This is a genomic window from Oceanobacillus sp. FSL K6-0118 (genome assembly GCF_038006665.1).
Lineage (GTDB): Bacteria > Bacillota > Bacilli > Bacillales > Amphibacillaceae > Oceanobacillus > Oceanobacillus caeni.
Genome location: NZ_JBBOVR010000002.1, coordinates 97,494 through 122,373, shown reverse-complemented (window position 1 = coordinate 122,373; position 24,880 = coordinate 97,494). Strand labels below are relative to the sequence as shown.

Sequence of the window (24,880 nt, the reverse complement as noted above, 5' to 3'; positions counted from 1 at the left end):
ATCTCCCTTTATTATATCGGATTCAGCTGGGTCTTGCTCTTTTGTATGGTAACTTTTTTAGCGTTTGATTGTTGGCACTGAATCACTCCTTGTTCAACCAAGTGACAAAAGCGTCACATCCTACTGCTTTTTGTTAGGTGATTCGATTTCGCAAACTTATTTCACTTGCTACGATTAAAATAAATAATAATCAGAAAGGAATGGACTCATGGAAGAAATGTTATTCATTGTAGCAATGGGGGCATTAGGCTTATGTTTTTGCGTTTTTATCTTGGGCATTTTCAATAATGGATTAAATAATCTGTTTAAATCTAAATACGCAAAAGTATCCATCCTATTGTTTATTGTTTATATCCTTACCTTCGTGCCGTATATCATTGTTTCCAATTAAGTCCCGGGGGGAACTACCCACAGGGTCCCCCCTCAACAACTATCCTCTGCTCGTACCTGTGAATTCGTTAATTAAAGTGAATAATTCGATACTCATGTTCACGAATCCGTTAATCTTTGGGATTAATCCGATACTCGTGTCCGTGAATTCGTTAATCAAAGCAATAAAAAATTCAACACTTTTCCCAGCCCATTAAAAATTCTTCCTGGGCAGTCTGTTCATCTAATGATTCCTCTTTTATAACAAAGCCATTTCTCAAATAAAAATCAATAGCTTTGTTATTTTTCTTGTACACTTTTAATTGTATCTTTTCCCTTTGTCTTTTTATAAAATTTAACAATTCCTTTCCGTATCCCTCACCTTGGTGCTTCACATCAATAAATAATGCAGCCAAATAATTGTCCACCATTGATACGAAGCCGACAACATCTTTATCATTGCTTACAACATAGGTTTCAGACATTGGGATATACTTTTTTTCCATCTCCGTTCGCTGTGATTTCCAATACTCCTTATCAATAAAGCTATGCGCTATTAAGGAACCTTCGTACCATATATCTACTAATTTATTCACTTCTGTTTTTTTGTTTGGTCTAATATTCACGTTATCACCCCTCAAAATATAGTACATATAAATCATCATTCAAAAAGGATTAGTTCAAATCGTTATATTCTGTTAATTGCCGATCGTTGAATAGCAAGCAACATCTTTATTGTTATTTAACAACTAGATGTAAATAATTTGCTACTCGAGTTTGCGAATCCGTTAATCGTAGTGATGAATCTAACAACCCTGACATTCCCCAAAGCCGTTGCAAATGCCAAATCATCTAATCTACAAAACTAATTGTAATATAATTTTGTAAGGTTTTGATGAAGATCGTAATAAAATTACAAATGATTAATGATATTTACATTTCATTTATAAATCTTTCATTCACATCCATCAGAATATGAAAGAGGAGTTTGTGGGAAAAATAAAATGTACTTGATGTGACACGAATAGGTGTTATAATAAACATAACACTAAAGGGTGTTATTTAATGAAAGAGAGGAATAGAAAATAATGCAATCACAAGAAAAATTACCGGAAATACGCAAAACGGTTGAACTTAATGCTCCAATAGATAAAGTATGGCAAGCTGTTTCTACATCAGAAGGCATTGCTGCATGGTGGATGCCGAATACATTTGAACCTGTTTTGGGACATGAATTTGTACTTCATGCGGGTCAGTATGGTGACTCTCCTTGCAAAGTAACAGAACTTACTCCACCTAACCGTGTTGGTTTCGACTGGGGTAAAGATTGGCACCTTTCCATTGAATTGAAAAAGTTGAGCGACGGAAAAACGGAGCTTACTCTCGTACATTCCGGCTGGGATGCAGAAAAGGTAACCGAATTTGGACAACCACATACTGCCATTCGCGGACATATGGACGGCGGATGGGAAAAAATTGTAAAAGAGAAACTTCCAGCATATATTGAGGCTTAAGTATGGTCGATCAACCCAAGCACGATGTTTTTCAAGCAGTTTCCGATCCTACCCGTCGAAATATGCTAAAATTACTGGCTGAAAAAGAAATGTCGATAGCTGAGATTACGGAACACTTCCCGATAAGTCGTACAGCTGTAAATAAGCATCTTCATATTCTTTCTAATGCTGGTCTTGTCAGAAGTCAGAGGGTGGGACGTGAAACACGTTATACGCTTAGACCAGAACCACTGGTTGAAATACAAAATTGGCTTACGTTCTTTGAACATTATTGGGATGAAAAACTGGCAGTTCTTAAGAAATTTGTAGAAGAGGATAACCAATAAAGATAAGAGAACGGAGACTGTCTTATTAACATTCTCGGTTCTCTTATCATAGTTATTGGTAAATATGGATGTCACCATTTTCGTATTCATAGTTAATAGAAAATGCATCTAACAACGCTTCAAGGGCGATTCCATGAATGTCTCGTTTTTCGAAAAAAGCTGCTTTATCGATGGTTAGTTCTGCTTTTGGAATGGAAGCTGTTTGGTTGTTAAACGTTACTTTATACGTATTTTTTCCGTCCTTTTGAATTTCCATCTTTAAATAATCCTGGACAAATTGTCTATCTACAAAAAGCTCACCTTTATAGAAGAAGAGGAAGTCACGATACGAAAAGGTCTCTTCGTTTGACGGATTCTCCTGAACACTAGATAGATACACATCTTTCTTCACATTTGTACGATAAGCATTCGTAATTCTCTCATTTTCTGTGATCGCATAGTTATTAATTTTCCTTCCTTCAGGTGCGTTTACCAGATTATTCACATCAAAATAATAAATCATTTTCACACGAGGGTAGAGCTCTGGCAAATATTTGTACATGCGCTGGATTTTCTCTACAGCAAAATCCACATGATACAAGCCATCCGTTACCGTATAATTGGTTGCACCAAACTCGCCAATCACAATCGGCTTCGTGTCACTAAAGGTGTTGTAAACATAGTCCAGTAATCGTAATGGATCCTCGAAATCGGATAAATCCTCCAACCGATCGTTATGATACACGACGTTGTAAATATTCACCCCAACATAATCTACATACTCATCGCCAGGATAATATTTCGCAATCGATTGTTCTGGCATCGTAAACACATTCCACAGCATCATGACATTCGGAGCTTCTTCTTCCATGATATCATGTACAAGCTTCCATTTTTCTAAATAAAGTTCCGGATCCCCTGAATAAGCGGTCCAATTTCCATTCATCTCACTCGCATAACGAAGTAAAATCGGAACGCCGACATCACTTGCATCTTTGGCAAATTGACGGAGATACTCATCATCTTTCACTTTTTCTAGGCCATCATTCGGCTCCCAAGCTATATGAGGAAAACCACCAACCGACTTCACTTCTTCCACCCATTCTTTCGGAAAAGGCTTGCCATACCCAACATAGCGGAAATAAGAAGCATGATTTTTCCCAGCCATCTCATTAAAAACATTCATACTCGTATCAATGTACTCATCCTGGATAACATAGCCTCCTAAATAAAGACCATCCCTTGGCTCGTATTTAGCAGGTAATACATCCTTTTTATGTAAAAAAATTGTCGTGCCAATTTGTTGATCAAACGTTTGTTTTTGTTGTTCAGTGGGACTGGAAAGAGCGATGGTAGCCGTCTTTTTATTATAAAAGTATCCCACATTCACACCGAGGAATTTTTCGATATGCTGGTCAGGTAAATAGATGATATCATTCTTTGTCTGATACGTTTGTATATCACTTTCTTTTGCATTACTGTTTTGAATGGTTTTATCTTCATATTTCAATTGATTATCTTCGTAAGTGATTGTCAAATTATTCTTTGTGTGCTTTAGCTTAGGTGAAAGGATGGTTTCTAAGTCCGAGAGAGCAATATAAATGTGACCATTTTCTTCAAAAGGGGCATGTTCCACCTTATAATGATCCCCATCAAATACAATGTCATCGGAATAATTTTTTGTCGTTTCATTGGTAGAAGCGGAAAACGATGTATTCATTTTATTTATACCAAAAACAATCAATGCCAACACGCAAATAATCGCAGCTATGGAAATGATATATTTCTTTTTCATTTTTTTCTCCTTTCCCTATACATAATCCTAATCTATTTTAATGTCTTTTATACTTGGCGTCTGGATATAGTGGAGAAAATTACAGAAAGTTAATCATTTTTACGTGGGGTTAAGGTTGGGGGGGAGGGGATGCGAGCGGAAATCGGTAATTGTGGTGGTTATATCAGTACAGGCGAGTGGGATATCGGTAAGCAAGGAGCTTATATCAGTACTTACGTGAGGGTTATCGGTAAACAATGAGCATATATCAGTACAGGCGAGTGGGATATCGGTAAACAATGAGCATATATCAGTACAGGCGAGTGGGATATCGGTAAACAATGAGCATATATCAGTACTTGCGTGAGGGTTATCGGCAAACAATGAGCATATATCAGTACAGGCGAGTGGGATATCGGTAATCACATTGATAAATCAGTATTCGCTCGGAGGTGATATTTAGAATGGTAAAATAAAAAAGAAGTCGTTATCATATCCGACTTCTTAGCTACAAGTAGAACCTGTTATTTCTCCATATAAAACCTTATTTAATAAAACATATTTCTGAGGTTCTGGTAAACTACTCGCTTTTACATATTGAGGATGCTCATAAAAGAATACATATAATTCATCCAGTATGTTACTCTTCAATTTAGGTAGAACCTCTATTTTACTAATATTAAGTTGTTCACCATCAAAATCTGTCCTTAAAAATCTATTACTTGAGAAACCATTCGATAATACAAGGTCGAATATAACATCACCTTGATAACCAATAGATTTTAATTCAAGTGCAATAGCGTATACTTGAGAAAGAGGACTGACGTACGAAGTAGCTACCACTACTTTACATGAGTCACTCTTCAAATCTAAAATATGATATCTCTTCATACGTCAATCACCCCTTTAATTTATTTGTCTTATATCATATGTTAATGATTTCTCTATTTTTTCGCAAGCCGTTATGATTAATTGTAGTGCTATATCTCTAGATTCAACTAACTTTATACCAGACAAAATTTGTGTAGCATGGAACATTTCATGGCGATTTTTGCGTAAAAAATCGTAACATTCTACAATTATGTCCTTAGCCTCTTGCGGCATATTTTTAATATTTGGATTGACCCCTTTAACATAATCGTTGGAGAAGTCAATTATAAAAATCCAAGCTGTAGCTCTAGGGTTTGCGATATTTGTGTAATATTTGAAACCTTTAGCATCATCAATCATTATATTATAGTCTAAACAAATTTTCTTGATTCTATACTCCAAAACCCTCATGATAGGCATAACCCATGCAGCATAATCACTAAGCTTTGTATTAACCTCAGCTAAAGTGAAACAGTCTTTAACAAATCCCTGCATAGTAGGTTCTAAAGAATCCCAACCTTTTGGAAAGTGCATTTTTAAATGTTGCTGAACTTTATCTTCAAGCGCTTGCTCACCAATATCTGTTTCCGTTATTGTACTATGTACTGTTAATAAATATGACTTAATGATAGAATATAACTTCATCAAAAGACCTTGATACAACATTCTACTTGTTGTTTTGAAATATGTCAAAGTAACAGAATCGCCATAATCCGTTATAATTCTGTATATAATACCATTATTCCCTTTGTCTTCTGGTTCTGAAACCGAAACGCCAGGCAGTTGCTTTAACCATTCAACTAAGGACCTGAAAAGGTTCTCGGACACTTTTACGGAAAAATATCCATTTTTAACCTCTTTATATTCTATACTATTAATAATAGCTTGTTCGAGTTCCTGGCCATTTTCGCAAGTAGCCAAAACCGTAGTTCCCTTTTTTTCGTATAGTATACATCTATAGAAAATTCTTTATCTTCTTTTTCTACATGGTATCTATAAAATCCTTGTTCTTTTTTCTTTAATTCTATTAATTTCAAAGTACAATTAGCATTAATTACTCTCTCCAATTGATCTCTATTTATAAATAACCCTTTAGCCATTTTCCTTAAACCCCTTTATATCGAACTTAAGAACCTCTTCATTATTACCTGTTTTGACCTTAAAAAGAATTTGTCTTCCTTCAATATCCAGAAGAGTTTTGAATTCAATAATATCTTTCAATTTCCTGCCTTTTGATCTCCATTTTTCCTTGAAAATACGATAGATTCTATCACTATCATATATTTCATTTTCGATTATAAAATTCAAATTAACTGATTTCTTAGTTGACGTTAAACCACCAAATATATCATCATACTCTTCATTTAATAATATTTTAGTTTCACTTGTTATTTCATAATTGTCTATAGCTTTTTTTGCTAAAAAATCAACTTCATCATTATATTTATTTCCAGAGTGTGATTTTACCTTTTTAAAATGGATATCAATTTTTGGTTTAACAGTTTGAATGTATTCTACATATTTTTGGGTAAAGGGATTTTTTGCCTTCCAACTTTTATTTGCCCAGTTTTCAATTCCTACATAATCATAATAGATATCAATAGATTTAGCTTTATTTTTTAAAGCCAAATCTATAACGTGCATTGCTGCCTTAATCTCTCCCGCAACATTTCTTAAATGTATAAGAGCACTATCAGAATCAGCATATGAAAACTCTATTCTTTCATTATTCTTCAAAAATACAATCCCTGCATAACTAAAAAGTTTTTTTGTATTATCATAGCTACCGTCTATATAAGCAGTTATATCTGTTATTTTATCTTCTTTATCTTCTTCTTTTTTTTCAAAAGAACCATTTGTTCCCTTACCACCGATAAAATTTTCAGCTTCTTTGTATGTAGGAAATGATTTATATATCGCATTAGGGAAACCATTTACTTGTTCTTTGCATTCATTCCAAGAAGTATAAACACCTTCTTTTCTTCCTCTTTTTACTGCATAAAACTTAGTCATTAACTCACCTACTCCTATTTGTACTAACAATATTTACATTCTTCTATCAAAGAGATGTGAGGGCTTTCAATTTAATACAAAAGAATAATTGTTTAATAGACATATCTTTTATTAATAATAAATTGTTCTAGGATATCCACTTTTTAAACCTCCTTACATATAAATTTCCTATTACGCTTTCATTCTAAGCAATATTACCTAAAACTATTTTACCACATTTCCGCTGTTTAAAAGTATTAAATTGACTTCTATACTGGCAGTAATCTTCTTCTGAGTAAAAGATAGATAGGATCGATAAACTAGTACTTACGTGCCTGATATCAGCAATCATGATAGATATATCAGCACTCCCAAACAATAAACCAGCACTCAACCCAAATCCCCACACCACCAACTCACAAACCAAAAAGCCCGACTACTAAAAGTTAGTAATCGGGCTGCTCTCATTACATATCATTAAATTAAACCGAAACTTCTTCTCTTTCTTTTTCCTCTTCTTCCACACCTGCAATAAATTTAGCCAAATTCATGCTTGCGTTGCCGGTAGAATATTCATTCCACTCATCGGAAAACGCTCGAACTTGTCCAAGATCAAAGTCATCTTCTTTAATCGTGCGAATGATTTCAAAGGTCGTGAACACGACTGGCCCAGGCATTTGTTCTTCATAATCACGGATGAGTCCATTCGTAATCTTGTATTCATCCATGTCATATGCGAAGAAAATCATTGGTTTTTCGAGTAACGCATATTCAAAAGGGATAGAGGAATAATCGGATATTAAAATGTCTGTGACTAACAATAAGGCGTTCGTTTCTGTAAAATATGAAACATCATAAACGAAGCCCTCATATTGTTCATAGTTTACTAGATTGGAAACAGCTGGATGTAATTTTATAAAAAGTACATAGTCATCAGATAAATCACGATAGAGCTGTTTTAAATCTAGTTCCAATTGATAGTTTTCTAATTGCTCATGACGAAATGTTGGTGCATAGAGAATGATTTTTTTCCCCTTTATCATTGGATGTTTTTCAATAAGTTCCGCATAAACATCATGTTTAACTTGTTCATTAAATAAAATATCAGAGCGGGGGATGCCTGTCCGAATAAATCGCTCATCACTTAAGCCAAAACTTTTTTGAAACGTTTCTACCATTTTCTCTGAACCTACAATTGTATAGTGGAAACGCGAATAAACCTGTTTAAAGCGTTCCATTGCCTTAGACGTACGCGCTTCATTTGTCGGATCTTCTAGTCCAAATCGTTTCAAAGATCCAGCTGCATGCCAAAGTTGGATGCAGCGAACGCCAGGTCTAAATTCAGTCACAGCTAAAAAGCCTTGATAATTATCTATTAAAACAGTAGAAGCAGTCGCTAGGTGATAAATAGATTTAATAAAATCAAAAGGCTTTTTCACTTTAAAGTTAAACGTTTGATCTATAGTTGAATCAAATTCATATTTACATTTTTCATCTTTTAAAACGATGATCTTTTGGTCGTCTAGTTGTTTTAATGCCCGAGCTGTGTACATGATATTGTCCCCAAAGGATGCGACGGCAACGGTTTTTTTATGTTGGGGGAGTAGTTTACAAATGTTAAAGATTACTCGAAACATAAAGAGATATATCGTAATACTTAATTCACGTACCATAATTCACCCCATTAAATCTGACTTAGTCTTCGTAGTTGATATACCGACTGTTCTGGGTAAATAAATAACCTCACAATGTTGGTTTAAAAAATCAAATTTTCCTTGCCAATCATCGCCCATAACAAAAATATCGATGTCATTATCCTGAATATCCTGCACTTTTTGGTCCCATGAGTTTTCAGGAATAACCTCATCAACATAGCGGATAGCTTCTAAAATCGTTTTGCGTTGTTCATAGGGATAATAGGCGTTTTTTCTTTTCTTTTCATTAAATTCATCTGTTGATAGTCCGACAACTAAATAATCACCATACTCCTTAGCGCGCTTAAGGATATTAATATGTCCAATATGGAGTAAATCAAATGTTCCATATGTGATTACTTTTTTCATATGGTCTTAACCCTCCATAATGAGATACATAGGAATCTCATTATACCGTATTTTTTATAAAATTATTTATAACTATTTTAACATTAATTTTACAATCTTTGTATGGATTTATACTACTTACTATTTTTTATAAAAACTTGTATTTTTTTCTAGTAAAATTAATAGTAGTAAAAAAACCACAAATTAGTACTTTTGGCACGTGAATAAAGTGCTTAAATAAAAGTGAGTTATTATAAAAGATGTTCATTATAAAATGATTATAAGTTTATGTGTATTAGATGTTAAAAAAAGCTCCTTAATTGTGGTTACCAAAAAGTATACGCCCTTTTAGCATATGGAGATTCACAAGATGGAAGATTGTTTAGTTAAACTTTTACTCAGTCAAAGTACCAAAATTAGTGGAACACGTAAAGCTTTTTTATTTTTGTTGAAATGGGATATTTTCCCACATATTTTGTCATAATTTGTTATAATTTGTTTAGGTATAAAGAAGGAGGGAGAAGGGATTTTTTATTTTATAAAGTAAAGTGTAGAAGAATAATATTTGATTTGGAGGATATAAATGAGAAATACTGCAATTATGCTGGTTATTCTAATGTCTTTTAGCCTATTTTCACCTATCCACATCTTAGCAAATGAAGTACCATTAAATCAGGATGTTGGAAGCTCAAGTAGATCAATGGATGAGCCGTTGATAGAAAAAGAGATAGATAAAACGAATCAAGAATTATCCGATGAGGGAAAAATGGAAGAAGAAGACACATCTGCACCTGAAAATATCGATGAAGGAACAAAAGAAATTACAGACATACCTCCTTCTGGGGATTCTGATGGTGAAGAAACAGTGGGAGAAAATGGCTCAAAGAATAACTTGGAGGAATTACAAGAAAAACAAGACCAAACTATTGATTCAACCGAGAACAACCAAAAGGAAGATAATGAAAACGGGGAACAAATAAAGGTTAATAAAGATAATGAAAATGTGAAACCATTAAAGGATAAAAAGGATAATGAAAATGAGGAACAAATGAAGGCTGAAAAAGATGATGAAGCTACTGAGTCTGAAGAAGATAAGCAAATAAATTTATTTTCTTCAAAAAATATACTAGAAAGTAAGACTAGCAGATTAGGTCATTTAAAAAGTGCGGAAGTAAAGATTTATAAGGAACTCGGAAATACATCCACAGCCTTTAAAGCAGGTGGTACGTACACAAATGCGGTGTACTATATCAAAAAGCAGGCTGAATTTAGTGGGACCCTTTATTATTTAATTAGTAAAAACCCAAGCAGCACGAGTGGAGTAGTAGGATGGGTAAAAGCAGGCGACCTATCGACAGCCTCTCATACAGTAGTTGATAAAAAGAGTAAAACATTTACTATCAAAGGAACTGGAAGTGCCTATGGTAAAGCATGGGGAGGAAGTAAAGACCTCGTTTATAACTTATCGAAATACAAAGGACAAAAGTTTAATGTTCATTTGACGGAAAAAGTAGGAAAAGATAACTGGTACCGAGGAACATTAAATGGAAAAACAGTATGGATACATCCGAACTATCTGTCTACTAAAGTAGAATCCACTGTAGAAGGAAGTAACACTAGTCGATTAGGACACCTTCGAAGTGCAAATGTAAAGATTTACAAAGAACCTGGGAAAACATCTTCAAGCTTTAAGGCAGGAAATACATACACAAATGCAGTGTATTATATTAAAAAGCAGGCAAAAGTAAGTGGGACCCTTTACTATCTAATTAGTAAAAACCCAAGCAGCACGAGTGGAGTAGTAGGATGGGTAAAAGCAGGCGACCTATCGACAGCCTCTCATACAGTAGTTGATAAAAAGAGTAAAACATTTACTATCAACGGAACTGGAAGTGCTTATGGCAAAGCGTGGGGAGGAAGTAAAGACCTCGTTTATAACTTATCGAAATACAAAGGACAGTTGTTCCATGTTCATTTGACAGAAAAAGTAGGAAAAGATAACTGGTATCGGGGCACATTAAATGGAAAAACAGTATGGATACATCCAAAATATGTGACTACTATTAAAGAAAGTAAGACTAGTAGATTAGGACATTTAAAGAGTGCAAATGTAAAGATATACAAAGAACTTGGAAAAACATCTTCAAGCTTTAAGGCAGGAAATACATACACAAATGCAGTGTATTATATTAAAAAGCAGGCAAAAGTAAGTGGGACCCTTTACTATCTAATTAGTAAAAACCCAAGCAGCACGAGTGGAGTAGTAGGATGGGTAAAAGCAGGCGACCTATCGACAGCCTCTCATACAGTAGTTGATAAAAAGAGTAAAACATTTACTATCAACGGAACTGGAAGTGCTTATGGCAAAGCGTGGGGAGGAAGTAAAGACCTCGTTTATAACTTATCGAAATACAAAGGACAGTTGTTCCATGTTCATTTGACAGAAAAAGTAGGAAAAGATAACTGGTATCGGGGCACATTAAATGGAAAAACAGTATGGATACATCCAAAATATGTGACTACTATTAAAGAAAGTAAGACTAGTAGATTAGGACATTTAAAGAGTGCAAATGTAAAGATATACAAAGAACTTGGAAAAACATCTTCAAGCTTTAAGGCAGGAAATACATACACAAATGCAGTGTATTATATTAAAAAGCAGGCAAAAGTAAGTGGGACCCTTTACTATCTAATTAGTAAAAACCCAAGCAGCACGAGTGGAGTAGTAGGATGGGTAAAAGCAGGCGACCTATCGACAGCCTCTCATACAGTAGTTGATAAAAAGAGTAAAACATTTACTATCAACGGAACTGGAAGTGCTTATGGCAAAGCGTGGGGAGGAAGTAAAGACCTCGTTTATAACTTATCGAAATACAAAGGACAGTTGTTCCATGTTCATTTGACAGAAAAAGTAGGGAAAGATAACTGGTATCGGGGAACATTAAATGGAAAAACAGTATGGATACATCCAAAATATGTGACTACTATTAAGGAAAGTAAGACTAGTAGATTAGGGCATTTAAAGAATGCAAATGTAAGAATTTATAAAGAAATCGGAAACAATTCTTCAGCCTTTAAAGCAGGAAATACGTACACAAATGCAGTGTACTATATTAAAAAGCAGGCAAAAGTAAGTGGAACTATTTACTATTTAATTAGTAAAAACCCAAGTAGTACAAGTGGCGTAGTGGGTTGGGTGAAATCAGGAGATTTATCGACAGCCTCCCACACAGTGGTTGATAAGAAAAATAAAACTTTCTATATTAACGGATCTGGAAGTGCATATAGTAAAGCTTGGGGTGGAAAAAAAGATATAACGTTTAAGGATTTATCACGCTATAAGGATAAAGCCTTCAAAGTTCATTTAACGGAGAATGTAGGAAATGATAATTGGTATCGAGGAACATTAAATGGCAAGACAGTATGGATAAATAACAAATATGTGAACGATGCTAAAACAACCAAGTATAATCTAACCTTGAATGAAGCTTTGCAAATACAAATGAGAGCTAATCCTCAGACAGATAAATATTCCAATGAGCCGGCCTATATTAGTAGTTCCTATGTCAAGTTGATTAAAGGAGGAGTTATTACAGGTAATGGTGTTAATTTACGTACTTCGCCAAGACTATTAAGTAATAATAAAGCAACTAGTGTAAATAATGGTACAGGATTTGTTTTGCTAGATAATAATGTTAAGGGTGACTCTGTTTCAGGTAGTACGAACTGGTATAAAATTGAATACAATGGTAAACAATTTTATGTTCACAGCAGTTTAGCGAAAATTAATTCTAAAGTTGGTATAACTACAGCTAATGTTAATATTCGTTCGGACAAAGGTACAAACAGTCATATATATGGTACAGTAAAAGAAGGTACCACACTTACTATCCTGGAAGAAGGAGCAAACTGGCATAAAATAAGTTATAATACATGGAGAAATGCTACTGCTCAAGATACCTTGAAATATCTTGATCCAACGAACTTCATCAATGATAAGCAACAGAAATATCAATTTTTAGATCTTAGATACTTCACAGGTGTACCTGTGAATCAATTAGGTAAGTTATTAGATGGTAAGGGAGTTTTAGATAATAAAGAAGAAGTATTTTGGAGGGCAGCCAAAAATGCTGGTATAAATGAAATTTATCTAATTTCCCACGCTTTACTTGAAACAGGAAATGGAAAATCTGAATTAGCAAAAGGCGTCAAATATAAAGGTAAGACTGTTTATAATCTTTTTGGTATTGGCGCTAATGATGGTTGTGCAAAAGATTGTGGTGCTAAAAAGGCGTACGAAGAAGGATGGTTTACTATTGATGATGCGATAATTGGGGGTGCCAAATTCGCTGGACTAAAGTATATTAATGCGGGTCAAAACACCTTATATGCAATGCGTTGGAATCCATTATCAATGGATAAAAATAATATGGCCTCCCACCAATATGCAACAGATATTGGATGGGCAACTAAACAAGTGCGCTATTATACTCAATTTTATAATTTAGTAGATTATGATTTGAAATTTGATATACCTGTTTATAAATAAGATAAAAACACCTAGTTAATTATAGCTAGGTGTTTGTTATTGACTTGGTATAATTTGATTCCCAAACTTGCATTCATTTGTGATATAGATTGTATATAATATATAATAGGATAAAAAGCTAAAGTGGGGTAAAAAAGTGAAGAAGGTTAGTGTTATAGTTCCTACATTTAACAACACTGAAGAGAATTTAGATAGGTTAATAAATTCTTTTAATGAACAGACTATGTGCGAAGAATATTTTGAGGTTATATTCGTTGATGATGGGTCTAGTGAGTTCCAAAGTTATAGAAATTTAAAAGACAAAATAGAAAAGCATGATAATTATTATGCTTATAGAATTTCTCCATCTGGTTGGTCTAGTCGACCACGAAATAAAGGCATTAAAGTTGCTAACGGTAAATACGTATTTTTTTGTGATGATGATGACACTATCTTCCCTCAATCTTTGGAAAGAATGTATAACTTTGCAGAACAATATGATTTAGATGTCGTTAATCCTAAAGTTATAAGAACAAAAGGTTGGTCTTGGGGATGGAATGAGTATAAAGAAAATATCGTTAATGCCGAAAAGAATGGTATTAACTCAATGGGGCCTATGACTGTCCCAAAGCTCTATAAAAAAGACTTTTTAATACAAAACAATCTATTTTTCTCTGAGGGAGAAAAAGTATGGTGGGAAGATGTTATGTTCTCGTGTTTGGTATTTAGTAAAAAACCTAAAATTGGTATTTTAGCCGACTATCCAATATACCACTGGAGGGAACAAAATAGATCTGCAGGATTCGGAAAAGATTTAGATTATAAGTGGAGTCAACTCAACAATTTAGCGAAGTTTTTCACCGACAATTTAAATCACGAAGATAAAATAACGATGATAACACATTGGTATAATTCTAGGGTTTTAGGTGCAATCCGTAAGAACTTTCATAAGAAGGAAGAAAAAACACAAGACATTGAATTCTCTAAGGCAAGAGAATGGCGAGAAAAATATGTAACAACTGAAGTGGTTAAAAATTTAGATACCAGGAGTAAAATTTTAGATTATATACTTGAGCAAAATAGACAAGACTTAGCATTTTCATATTCAAAAAGTAAAGAGGATGTTACTGCTAGAAGTTATATTACTAATTTAGAATTTGAAAAAGATGCAATAATTATAGAGTCTAAAGCTGCCATAACATACAATGAAGTAAAAAAAGTAAATATAAAAGGAAGCCCAGAAAAACCTAAATTAAATTTACCAAAAGATGTAAAAGAAGCAGTGCCGAAGGAATTAAACATTTACAACAAAATTGATAGTTATGATAATTTATACGCACCTGCATTAAAGGGAAGATTTACAAGGACAACGTGGGATATTAAAGATATAATAAAAAGTGATTTTGAATATGATAAAACACTTTTTAAATATAATGTTACCGGTAATCTTAAATTCGCCTTGAAACTAGATAAATATATTCAAGACGACGAAGATAAGCATCAACCATTTGACGTAGCTACTCGTTTTTCGTACTATGATTATTTTTCCCAAAGAGCAATTGCTTGCAAAGATAACTTTAGTAAGTCTGCAATCATAAATGGTAACACGTATGTAATTTATAAAAATAAATCAGAATTACTATCTATCGATTTAAATTCAACAATTAAAGACTTTTTAAGTGTTGCTAAATTAGATACAAAAAACAAAGAAGTCGTAGCTAATAGAATCACAGTTCCAATTATTACAGATCATGTATATGGAAATACTAGTAACGATTATTTAGGTTCTATTTACAATGAAAGAACTGACAACTTTATTGAAACAAAAGTAAAATTAGTAACAGAAAATGGTAAGGCTTGTCTTGTTATTGACAATAAAAATATGCTAAGTGGTAATTGCACAATTGATGTAAGTATTGGAAGAAAATCACATAGATTTAATTTAGAGATTTAATAAAAAAATATACTTACATTAGTTGTATAGACCAAGAACATAATTTGTTCTACTATTTTTTATAATAAGTATAGCCCACCTCTAGTATTTAGGTGTGGGCTATTTTATCGTTTAACTAGGATTTGTTAAAACTGTGTTGAAAACTTGACACATACGAATTATTAAGAAAAGTTGTTAATTAGGTTAGTTTCCTTTATTATATATTTGTGTTAGTAAAAGACACAAAATGACATATATCGGATAAAAGGTGAACAACACTTAAAATAGTATAAATAATGATATAATAAGGTAAAATTTGATTAAATAGGGGTGTAATTATGATATACGCAGGAATTCTAGCAGGTGGAAAAGGTACACGAATGGGAAATGTCCCAATGCCAAAACAATTCCTTCTTTTAAATGAAAAACCTATCATTGTTCATACGGTAGAGAAATTTATTCTAAACAACAATTTTGAAAAAATAATCATTGCTACACCAAAAGAATGGGTAAATCATACGAATGATATCTTAAAAAAGTACAACATAGATTTACCAAAAGTTGAAGTTATTGAAGGTGGTAGTGATCGTAACGGTACGATCATGAATATTTGCTCTTTTATTGAAGAGGCAAATGGCTTAAATGAAGAGGATATTGTGGTAACCCACGATGCAGTTCGTCCTTTCTTAACTCATAGAATTATTCAAGATAATATCGATCAAGGGTTAAAGTATAAAGCCGTGGATACCGTGATTAGTGCTATTGATACGATTGTAGAATCTGAAGATGGAAACTTTATCTCACATATTCCAAGAAGAGATTTTATGTATCAAGGTCAGACACCACAGACGTTTAATATTTTAAAACTACAAGAGCTGTATAATCAATTAGCTGAACATGAAAAGGAAATCTTAACAGATGCTTGTAAAATCTTCTCTATTAAAGGTGAAGAAGTTAAGTTAGTAGAAGGTGAAATATTCAATATTAAAGTAACGACTCCATATGATTTGAAAGTAGCTAATGGAATTATTAAAGGGAGTTTAGATCAATGATAAATCAAGTTTATCGACTAGTTTCTCCAAGGCAATTTGAAATCAGTTACAATGACAAATCTATTATCTCAGATGACGTCGTTATTCGACCATCATACCTTTCCATATGTGCTGCCGATCAACGTTATTATACGGGAACACGTGGAAAAGAAGCTATGAAGCAAAAATTACCAATGGCTTTAATACACGAAGCAGTTGGTGAAGTTGTATTCGATCCAACCGGAGAACTTAAGGTGGGTACAAAAGTTGTCATGGTGCCAAATGCTCCAACTCAAACGGATCCTTTTATAGGAGAAAACTATTTGCCTTCAAGTAAATTTAGATCTAGTGGTTATGATGGGTTTATGCAAGACTATGTTTTTTTGAAACATGATCGAATTGTGGAGCTTCCAGAGGATATGAACTTAGAAGTGGCAGCATTTACAGAATTGGTGACGATTGCGACACATTGTTTGTCTAGGTTTGAAAAGAAAGCTCACTTGAGAAGGGAAACAATTGGTGTTTGGGGAGATGGAAACTTAGGCTATATTGCATGCTTATTATTGAAAAAACTATACCCAGGTAGTAAGGTATACATTTTTGGAAAAACAGGTTACAAATTAAATCATTTTTCTTTTGTTGATGAGGCTATTAAAATCGATGAAATACCAGAGGATTTGAAAATAGACCATGCAATCGAATGTGCTGGAGGGAAAGGGAGTCAATATGCAGTTGAGCAAATTATAGACCATATCAATCCAGAAGGCACAATCTGTTTGCTAGGGGTTAGTGAGTACCCAATTGAAGTAAATACAAGAATGGTTCTGGAAAAAGGATTAACATTACTTGGAAGTAGCCGAAGTGGTGCTCATGATTTTCAACAGACAGTTAATATATATAAGGAATATCCTGATGTTATTAATTATTTAAGTACATTAATAGGAGAAGTGCATGACGTAAGGAAATTATCTGAGGCAACAGACGCATTTGAGAGTGATTTGTCTAATTCTTGGGGTAAGACCATCATGAGGTGGATGATTTAGATGAATCATCTTAAAAAGATGTACATCAAAGTATATAGACTTATACTTAGGGGTATTTATCAATTCTTTTCATTGGTCAGAAAGCATGATAATAATAAAGTTATTATCGCTTTATATCGATCAAATGAATTAGAAGGTAATTTAAAGTATATATACGATGAACTAAATAAACAAATGCCTGAAGCTGAGATTCATCTTGTTGTAGGCAAGAACAAGATGAATCTTGGCCTATTTAAAGAGATAATCATGTTGTCAAATGCTCACTATTTAATTTTAGATGATTATTATCTACCTGTTTATCTCATTCATCCGAAAAAGAACTTAAAGGTTATTCAATTATGGCATGCTGCGGGAGCTTTTAAAAAGTTTGGATATAGTACAGTAGGAACCAAATTTGGCCCCAAGACATCTTATTTGGAGGTAGTTCCTATACATTCGAACTACACCCATGTATATGTATCTTCTAAAAAAGTAATACAATACTATGCCGATGCATTTCAGATGTCACCAATGAACATATTTCCTTTAGGAATTCCAAGAACAGATCTTTTCAAGGATGAAAAGGAAAAAGATAAGATTAAAAAAAACATCTATGATGATTATCCATTTCTTAAAGATAAAGTGAATATATTAATTGCACCTACATACAGGGCTAAGGGAGATCAACATGAATCCGATGAAGAATTAACGAAAGCGATAATAAATATATCGGATGCAATAAATGAAAATTTACATATTATTTTCAAACCACATCCATACATGGACAAGGCGGAACTTAATAAGCTGGAGGAATGCCCCAATGTCCTTGTTACACCTAACTACCCGATTAATGAATGGATGCTCATATCGGACGCTTTTGTTACTGATTATTCCTCATCTATTTTTGAGTTTGCATTATTAAAAAGGCCCTTGGCTCACTTTATACCCGATATAAATGATTATGTGCACAATCGTGGATTTTATCAGGATATTTCTGTGATTTCAGATGGAGAACAATTGTACAATACTACCCAATTGATAGAATGGATGAATCGAAGAAAAAAACATGAGCATTTTGATTCATCAAGAATGATTCATTATAATTTTGACTACACAGACAATGTTTCCGAAAGAATTGTAACTCACTTTATTCGGAAATAGGAAGAGGCGGTATGCATGTTTATATCACCAATAGATAAAAAAGATATTGAAGTAAAAGATAATTTAAAGATTGAAAATGACATAACTAACCTATCTGTTCATGGGCCATACCTTGAAATCGAGGGATATGCAACTTTCCAAGGTATTAAGACATTTGCTGAAGACAGGATTAGAAAAACATTACTAATCGTACCTCGAATGAACGTGGAGCAATATAGAGAAAAGAATGAAGAGTATTCTGAAGCATCAGATGAAGAGATAATTAGGGAAAATATTATCGAAGTTGCATTGGAAAATTGCCGAATGTCGGAATTAAAACATTTGGATGATGAGGTTTTCGAAGAAAATTCGGAATTACTGTACGGGTTTAAAGGAATAATTGATTTATCATCCATTACTAAAGGAAAACCACTATTAGCAGGGGAATATGATGTCTATATTAACTTAGAACAATTATTTGAGGATATAGACAATGTTAAATATGAAAAATCATTTCCTATTACAAATGTAAAAAGATTTATGGAAGGTAATATTCTTAATACTAAATTAGAAAGCTTCACCGCTAAAAGAGTACTAAAATATAATCTACTTATTTCCTTCAATAATTACAGTAAAACAATTAGACTTAAAAACGTTTTACTTCAATCGTATGACCCTCGGGAAATGGAAGAAGCTGAAAGAAAAGAGGGGAAAAACGCTAAAGCAATCAAGAGGCGGGTTTTAAAAGCTTTTTATATGCTATTTAGTTTAATTCTCCCTATAAAGAAAAACAAAGTGGTGTTTGCTTCAGATAGCCGATCACAATTGAATGGTAACTTCTACTTTGTATACGAAGAATTATATAACAGGGATTTGGATTTAGATATTCGATTCCTATTTAATGAAAGGATTAATAATAAAAAGTCCTTGATAGATCACATAAAAATTGCGTATGAGTTTGCAACATCTAAAATCATTCTCTTAGATGACTTTTATCCTTTGATATATCCTTTAACTATTAGAAAGAATGCGGATTTGATTCAAATTTGGCATGCAGCTGGTGCGTTTAAAACCTTTGGATATAGTCGTATTGGTCGTCCGGGGGGGCCTTCTCCACGTTCTAGAAACCATCGGAACTATACAAAGGCAGTTGTTAGTAGTGAAGGTATACGAGAAAATTATGCAGAAGGATTTGGCATTTCTGTAGATAAAGTGTATGCTACTGGTGTTCCAAGAGCTGATATATTCTTTGATGAGGAATATAAGTCATATGTTCGAGAAACGTTATACGATAGATATCCTTATTTAAAGGATAAAAAGGTTATTTTATTTGCACCTACTTTTCGTGGGAATGGCCAAGCATCAGCATATTATCCTTTTGAAATTTTGGACCTTAAAAAACTATATGAAGAACTACATGAAGAATATGTATTTCTCTTTAAAATACATCCATTTGTAAAGAATAAATTAACGATACCATATGAATATGCTGATTTCTTTTATGATTTCAGTAGTTATCGTGAGGTTAATGATTTATTACTTATTACGGATTTACTTATTACGGATTATTCGTCGGTATGTTTTGAATTTGCTTTGTTAGGTAAACCTATGTTATTTTTTGCTTTTGATGTAGAACAATATATTGAAGATCGTGATTTCTACTATAATTATTTTGATTTTATTCCAGGACCATTGGTGAAATCAACTGATGGAATCACAGAAGCGATTAAAAAAGGAAACTTCCAGCAAGAAAAGATAAGACCATTTGTAAAATACTTTTTCGACGATACGCTTGGTAGAGCATCCAAAAATGTGGTTGATCAGTTAATTATACCTAGTTTGGAAGATAACGGGGAAGAAGAGAAATTAAAAGATAAAACTACACTTGTTCCACCAGCTTCAAGAATTGAGTTATTTAAGCAGTCATTTTTGGAAGAGGATGAGTAAGAAGCAGATTCCGTTTATTTTTAATAAATGTAACTATAATAATAAAGTACAATATAAAAATAATAATAAATTGCTGATATAATATAAATGGTTTATTATAATATGAGGACTTTAAGAGTTACACTAGATTATACTTAGTAGCTAAGACAGGAAGGAAATATGGATGAAATCTGCCATTAAGGTATTAAAGGAACAAATAAACCACTTCTATCTTATTCGAAGACTTTCAATGTATGAACTTAAAAGCCAAAATAGGAATAATTATTTAGGAACTGCTTGGGAAGTCTTAAATCCGGCTATTCAAATCTTAATATATTGGTTTGTATTTGGAACACTAAGACAAAGAGCACCAATAGAAATGGGAGGACAAGAAATTCCATTTTTCAGTTGGTTATTTGCAGCATTTTTCTTATGGATCTTCTTTTACCAAGCAACGATTCAAGGATCAAAGTCAATCTATACGAGACTTCAAATGCTATCAAAAATGAACTTTCCAATGAGTATCATACCTAGTTTTGCTATATTCTCTCAATTTTATGTTCATTTATTCTTGTTAGGTATAACGATCGTGATCCTTCAATTTTCTGGTTTTTTTGTAAATGTGTATTATATACAATTAATTTATTATCTATTTGCTGCACTATGTTTAACTTTTTCAATTTCTCTTATTACATCTACGTTATCTACTATAATTAGGGATGTACACATGTTACTGAATGCAGTACTTAGAATGTTGTTATATTTATCCGGTGTTCTTTGGCCCATGTCATTATTGGAACAATATCCACCGATAATAATGACCATCTTGAAATTAAACCCACTCTATTATTTAATCGAGGGTTATCGTGCATCCCTATTTGGAACGGAATGGTATTTAATTACACATTGGGAGTACACACTCTATTTCTGGGCTATTGTCCTTGTTCTATTCCTATTTGGTTCAACATTACACGTTAAATTTAGAAGACATTTTATCGATTACTTGTAAAGGCTTGTGAATGTTATGGAAAAAGCAATCATTGTAAGTAATGTAACAAAAAAATATAAATTATATCATGGAACGAAAGAGCGTCTATTAGACTTGATTACACCTAAGAGTTATGGTGATGACTTCTATGCGCTCGCCAATGTGAATTTTGAAGCGGAAAAAGGGGATATTATTGGTTTCATTGGGACAAATGGATCTGGTAAGTCTACTTTATCTAATATTATTGCGGGGATTGTTCCTGAAACATCAGGTAGTGTGCAGGTGAATGGACAATCGGCATTAATTGCTGTTTCGGCCGGGCTCAAAAATGATTTGTCTGGTAGAGATAATATCGAACTGAAGCTTCTCATGCTTGGTTTTAATAAAAAACAAATTAAAGAATTAGAACCCGAAATCATTGAATTTGCGGAATTAGAGAAGTTTATCGACCAGCCGGTTAAATCTTATTCAAGTGGGATGAAGTCTCGTTTAGGTTTTGCAATTTCAGTTAATGTTGATCCCGATATTTTAATCATCGATGAAGCACTATCAGTAGGGGATAAAGCCTTTGCGGAGAAGAGCTTAAATAAGATGAAGGAATTTAAGCAAAAAGGAAAGACAATGATTTTTGTTAGTCATTCGCTCGGACAAATGAAGGAGTTCTGTGAAAAGATATTATGGCTTGAATATGGAATGGTGAAAGATTTTGGGACAGTAGAGGAAGTTATCCCGAAATATGAGGAATTTTTAAAACAATGGAAGAAAATGAGTAATCAAGAGAGAAAAGAGTATCGTGAAAAAGGGATAGAGCGTCAGAAAGAAATACTTTTTCAAAAAAACTAAGACATACTAAAAAGGAAACTTGTCGTATAAGACAAGTTTCCTTTTTTCATTAGTAAGTTGTTTCACCACTTGTAGTTTGTGTTGGCGGTGATATCGTTGGATCGTCAATTATATCTAGATGTGCTTGTAATGTATGTTTTGTCTCACCGAGAGCTAGCTCGTCTAATTTATAGTAATACGTACTACCAGGTTGATAATCAGTACCATCTAGAGTTAATGTTTCGATATCTAGTGACTTGCCTGAAGTACCATAGGTGATGAAACTCTTCATTTCACCGAACTTCATATTCGTTGTTAGGTTGCCTCCTACAGCTTCGATGACATCATCGATATTCATGATACCGTGTACAGAGGCACCTTTAGCGATAATTGCTTTCATAATTTCTTGTTGACGCTCACCGCGCATGATATCATTATCTTTTTTACGAGTACGAGCTAATGCAAGAGCTTCCTCACCATCTAAGTGTTGTTTACCTGGTAATAGGTGAATCGCACCTGCTTTGTCTTTAGAGTTTTGTTCTTTTAACTCATAAGGAACATCTACTGTAATTCCGCCAACTGCATCTACGACATCAATAAACGCATCGAAGTTTACTTTTACGTAGTAGTCAATCGGAATATCTAAAAGGTTCTCGACCGTATTAATGGTCCCTCTTGTACCGCCAAAAGCATGCGCATGGTTGATTTTTGTTTCATATCCCACTTCTGGAATGTAAACTAGAGAATCACGTGGTATACTTAAAAGTTTAATGCTATTTTCTTTTTTGTTCAAGGTAGCGACCATTAACGTGTCTGTTCTAGAATTCTTAGATTCCCCACGTTTTTCACTGGAATCGATACCCATGATAAGGACCGAAACATTGTCCTTCGTTGGATCGACCGGAATTTCTCTTAAATCTGATTTTTCTCTTCCATCATCTTCATATGCACTGGAGAATATGGAATCCGCTTTTATATATAAATAAGATGCGTATAAAAATATACCTAAAAATACAATGACAATTGGTAATAATATATATATACGTTTACGAATTCTGCGTTTTTTCTTACGCCTTACGATCCGTGTTGGTTCGTTTAATTGTCGTTTAGACATTAATTTTAATCCCCTTTAAAAAATTTAATAGGATAAAAGATAAAAAACCTAAACTTTATTTTACTATGAATCTATTTTTTCGTAAATGATTAATTGTGTAAACTTTGTCGAATCATGGAAGATTTGATAAAAGATTGGAACAAATTCTGAATATATTTTTGCTATTCATTATTTAGTATGTAACAATATAATGAAGTATATAAAGTTTATTTAAATTTATATTTAATCATATTGCTTAGATTTCATAATATACATACACTTGGCATGTAAGAATGGAAAACTTTCAAGGCTCTCGCCACCACTTGTAGCGAAAGCCAGGTTTTCTAATCCTAAATAATAAAAAATTTGGAGTGAATTCATTGAAGCAATTAATTAAAGTCATGACTGTGTTTGGAACGAGGCCTGAAGCAATCAAAATGGCGCCACTTGTTCTAGAATTACAAAAACGGTCATCTGAATTTGAATCCATAGTAACAGTAACTGCACAACATCGTGAAATGTTAGATCAAGTATTAGAGATATTTAACATTACTCCTGACTATGACTTAAATATTATGAAAAAACAACAGTCCTTAGCACAAATTACAACGCGTGCTTTAGAGGGACTCGATAAAGTAATGAAAGAAACGCAACCCGATATTGTTTTAGTTCATGGGGATACAAGCACAACGTTCGTTGCATCCCTTGCAGCCTTTTATAACCAAATTGCAGTTGGTCATGTAGAAGCGGGACTTCGTACATGGAATAAGTATTCACCTTATCCGGAGGAAATGAATCGTCAGTTAACGGGTGTAATGGCGGATTTGCATTTTGCGCCTACGGAAAAGTCGAAGCAAAATCTTTTAAATGAAAATAAAAGGGAAGAAACAATTTTTGTGACTGGAAATACGGCTATTGATGCATTGAAGACTACGGTAGATGAAAGTTATACAAGTGAAGTTTTGGATAGTCTTGGTGATGACCGCTTAGTATTGGTTACGGCTCATCGAAGAGAAAATCTTGGGGAAAATATGAACCAAATGTTTCGTGCGATTAAACGATTGGTAGAGGCGCATGATGATGTGCAGGTTATTTATCCAGTACATTTGAATCCCGTTGTTCAAAATACTGCAAAAGAGATTTTAGGGAATGATGATCGTATTAAATTAATTGAACCTCTTGGTGTGGTTGACTTTCATAACTTTGCTGCACGTGCTCATTTAATTTTAACGGATTCTGGTGGAGTGCAAGAAGAGGCACCATCCTTAGGGGTTCCCGTGCTTGTTTTACGTGATACGACAGAACGCCCAGAAGGAATTGAAGCTGGGACGTTGAAACTGGCTGGAACCGATGAGGATACGATCTTTGATTTGGCTAATGAGTTGTTAAGTGACGAGTCCGCTTATAATAAGATGGCAAGAGCGTCGAATCCTTATGGGGATGGGGAAGCTTCTAAGAGGATTGCAGATGCAATTATAGCGTACATGAAAAGGAAATAGGTAAATATAATGCGAGTGAGGAGGAGCCAGCC

General features: G+C 33.6%; 20 protein-coding genes. 11 read left to right on the top strand and 9 right to left on the bottom strand.

What is annotated here, in order from left to right:
* Positions 1 to 563 precede the first annotated feature (563 nt).
* Positions 564 to 995, bottom strand: a complete 432-nt coding sequence (locus MHI02_RS17195) for a GNAT family N-acetyltransferase (RefSeq protein WP_341166161.1) — start codon at positions 993 to 995, stop codon at positions 564 to 566.
* A 462-nt stretch (positions 996 to 1,457) separates the two neighbouring features.
* Here MHI02_RS17195 and MHI02_RS17190 point away from each other — a divergent pair, with 462 nt between their 5' ends.
* On the top strand, positions 1,458 to 1,883 hold the full coding sequence (locus tag MHI02_RS17190; RefSeq protein ID WP_341166160.1) for an SRPBCC family protein: 426 nt from the start codon (positions 1,458 to 1,460) through the stop codon (positions 1,881 to 1,883).
* 2 nt (positions 1,884 to 1,885) lie between these two features.
* Positions 1,886 to 2,209 (top strand): ArsR/SmtB family transcription factor, encoded by a 324-nt coding sequence (locus MHI02_RS17185; RefSeq protein ID WP_341166159.1) that lies wholly within the window; start codon positions 1,886 to 1,888, stop codon positions 2,207 to 2,209.
* A gap of 52 nt (positions 2,210 to 2,261) precedes the next feature.
* Here the strand turns inward: MHI02_RS17185 and MHI02_RS17180 are convergent, their stop codons facing one another.
* The 7 genes from MHI02_RS17180 to tagD all read right to left on the bottom strand — a co-directional run bounded on the left by MHI02_RS17180 (position 2,262) and on the right by tagD (position 8,887).
* Positions 2,262 to 3,983: a glycoside hydrolase family 26 protein gene (locus MHI02_RS17180; protein WP_341166158.1), complete on the bottom strand. Its 1,722-nt coding sequence runs from the start codon at positions 3,981 to 3,983 to the stop codon at positions 2,262 to 2,264.
* 483 nt (positions 3,984 to 4,466) lie between these two features.
* Entirely contained in the window at positions 4,467 to 4,853 is a 387-nt protein-coding gene (locus tag MHI02_RS17175) for a type II toxin-antitoxin system RnlB family antitoxin (protein ID WP_257456187.1), read from the bottom strand.
* Between the two features lie 15 nt (positions 4,854 to 4,868).
* Positions 4,869 to 5,753 carry an RNase LS family HEPN domain-containing protein gene (locus MHI02_RS17170; RefSeq protein ID WP_216883564.1) on the bottom strand — a complete coding sequence of 295 codons (885 nt, stop codon included), beginning with the start codon at positions 5,751 to 5,753 and terminating at the stop codon, positions 4,869 to 4,871.
* Entirely contained in the window at positions 5,699 to 5,932 is a 234-nt protein-coding gene (locus MHI02_RS17165) for a hypothetical protein (protein ID WP_216883565.1), read from the bottom strand. The genes MHI02_RS17170 and MHI02_RS17165 overlap by 55 nt, the downstream gene beginning before the upstream one ends.
* Entirely contained in the window at positions 5,925 to 6,875 is a 951-nt protein-coding gene (locus tag MHI02_RS17160) for a ribonuclease H family protein (RefSeq protein ID WP_341166157.1), read from the bottom strand. The genes MHI02_RS17165 and MHI02_RS17160 overlap by 8 nt, the downstream gene beginning before the upstream one ends.
* Positions 6,876 to 7,306: 431 nt before the next feature.
* Complete coding sequence (locus MHI02_RS17155) at positions 7,307 to 8,497, bottom strand: CDP-glycerol glycerophosphotransferase family protein (RefSeq protein ID WP_257456183.1); 1,191 nt, start codon at positions 8,495 to 8,497, stop codon at positions 7,307 to 7,309.
* Positions 8,498 to 8,500: 3 nt separating this feature from the next.
* Positions 8,501 to 8,887: a glycerol-3-phosphate cytidylyltransferase gene (gene tagD, locus MHI02_RS17150; protein ID WP_060669373.1), complete on the bottom strand. Its 387-nt coding sequence runs from the start codon at positions 8,885 to 8,887 to the stop codon at positions 8,501 to 8,503.
* A 562-nt stretch (positions 8,888 to 9,449) separates the two neighbouring features.
* Here tagD and MHI02_RS17145 point away from each other — a divergent pair.
* From MHI02_RS17145 to tagH, 8 genes are all read left to right on the top strand, one after another.
* Positions 9,450 to 13,415 carry an N-acetylglucosaminidase gene (locus tag MHI02_RS17145; protein WP_341166156.1) on the top strand — a complete coding sequence of 1,322 codons (3,966 nt, stop codon included), beginning with the start codon at positions 9,450 to 9,452 and terminating at the stop codon, positions 13,413 to 13,415.
* A gap of 136 nt (positions 13,416 to 13,551) precedes the next feature.
* On the top strand, positions 13,552 to 15,348 hold the full coding sequence (locus MHI02_RS17140; RefSeq protein ID WP_257456180.1) for a glycosyltransferase family 2 protein: 1,797 nt from the start codon (positions 13,552 to 13,554) through the stop codon (positions 15,346 to 15,348).
* A 317-nt stretch (positions 15,349 to 15,665) separates the two neighbouring features.
* Entirely contained in the window at positions 15,666 to 16,379 is a 714-nt protein-coding gene (locus MHI02_RS17135) for an IspD/TarI family cytidylyltransferase (protein WP_060668297.1), read from the top strand.
* The gene (locus MHI02_RS17130) at positions 16,376 to 17,401 is read left to right on the top strand and encodes a ribitol-5-phosphate dehydrogenase (protein ID WP_257456178.1); all 1,026 of its coding nucleotides are present in this window, start codon (positions 16,376 to 16,378) and stop codon (positions 17,399 to 17,401) included. Before MHI02_RS17135 ends, MHI02_RS17130 begins: the two co-directional genes overlap by 4 nt.
* Positions 17,402 to 18,541, top strand: a complete 1,140-nt coding sequence (locus tag MHI02_RS17125; protein ID WP_257456177.1) for a CDP-glycerol glycerophosphotransferase family protein — start codon at positions 17,402 to 17,404, stop codon at positions 18,539 to 18,541.
* Positions 18,542 to 18,556: 15 nt separating this feature from the next.
* Positions 18,557 to 20,467 (top strand): CDP-glycerol glycerophosphotransferase family protein, encoded by a 1,911-nt coding sequence (locus MHI02_RS17120; protein WP_341166155.1) that lies wholly within the window; start codon positions 18,557 to 18,559, stop codon positions 20,465 to 20,467.
* A gap of 163 nt (positions 20,468 to 20,630) precedes the next feature.
* Positions 20,631 to 21,455 (top strand): ABC transporter permease, encoded by an 825-nt coding sequence (locus MHI02_RS17115; RefSeq protein ID WP_060668302.1) that lies wholly within the window; start codon positions 20,631 to 20,633, stop codon positions 21,453 to 21,455.
* Positions 21,456 to 21,470: 15 nt separating this feature from the next.
* Entirely contained in the window at positions 21,471 to 22,277 is an 807-nt protein-coding gene (gene tagH, locus MHI02_RS17110) for a teichoic acids export ABC transporter ATP-binding subunit TagH (protein WP_047185828.1), read from the top strand.
* Positions 22,278 to 22,326: 49 nt separating this feature from the next.
* Here tagH and MHI02_RS17105 read toward each other — a convergent pair whose 3' ends face one another.
* Positions 22,327 to 23,370, bottom strand: a complete 1,044-nt coding sequence (locus MHI02_RS17105) for an LCP family protein (protein ID WP_257456171.1) — start codon at positions 23,368 to 23,370, stop codon at positions 22,327 to 22,329.
* A 359-nt stretch (positions 23,371 to 23,729) separates the two neighbouring features.
* Between MHI02_RS17105 and wecB the strand changes: the two genes are divergently transcribed.
* Positions 23,730 to 24,848 carry a non-hydrolyzing UDP-N-acetylglucosamine 2-epimerase gene (gene wecB / locus MHI02_RS17100; RefSeq protein WP_328149990.1) on the top strand — a complete coding sequence of 373 codons (1,119 nt, stop codon included), beginning with the start codon at positions 23,730 to 23,732 and terminating at the stop codon, positions 24,846 to 24,848.
* Positions 24,849 to 24,880 lie beyond the last annotated feature (32 nt).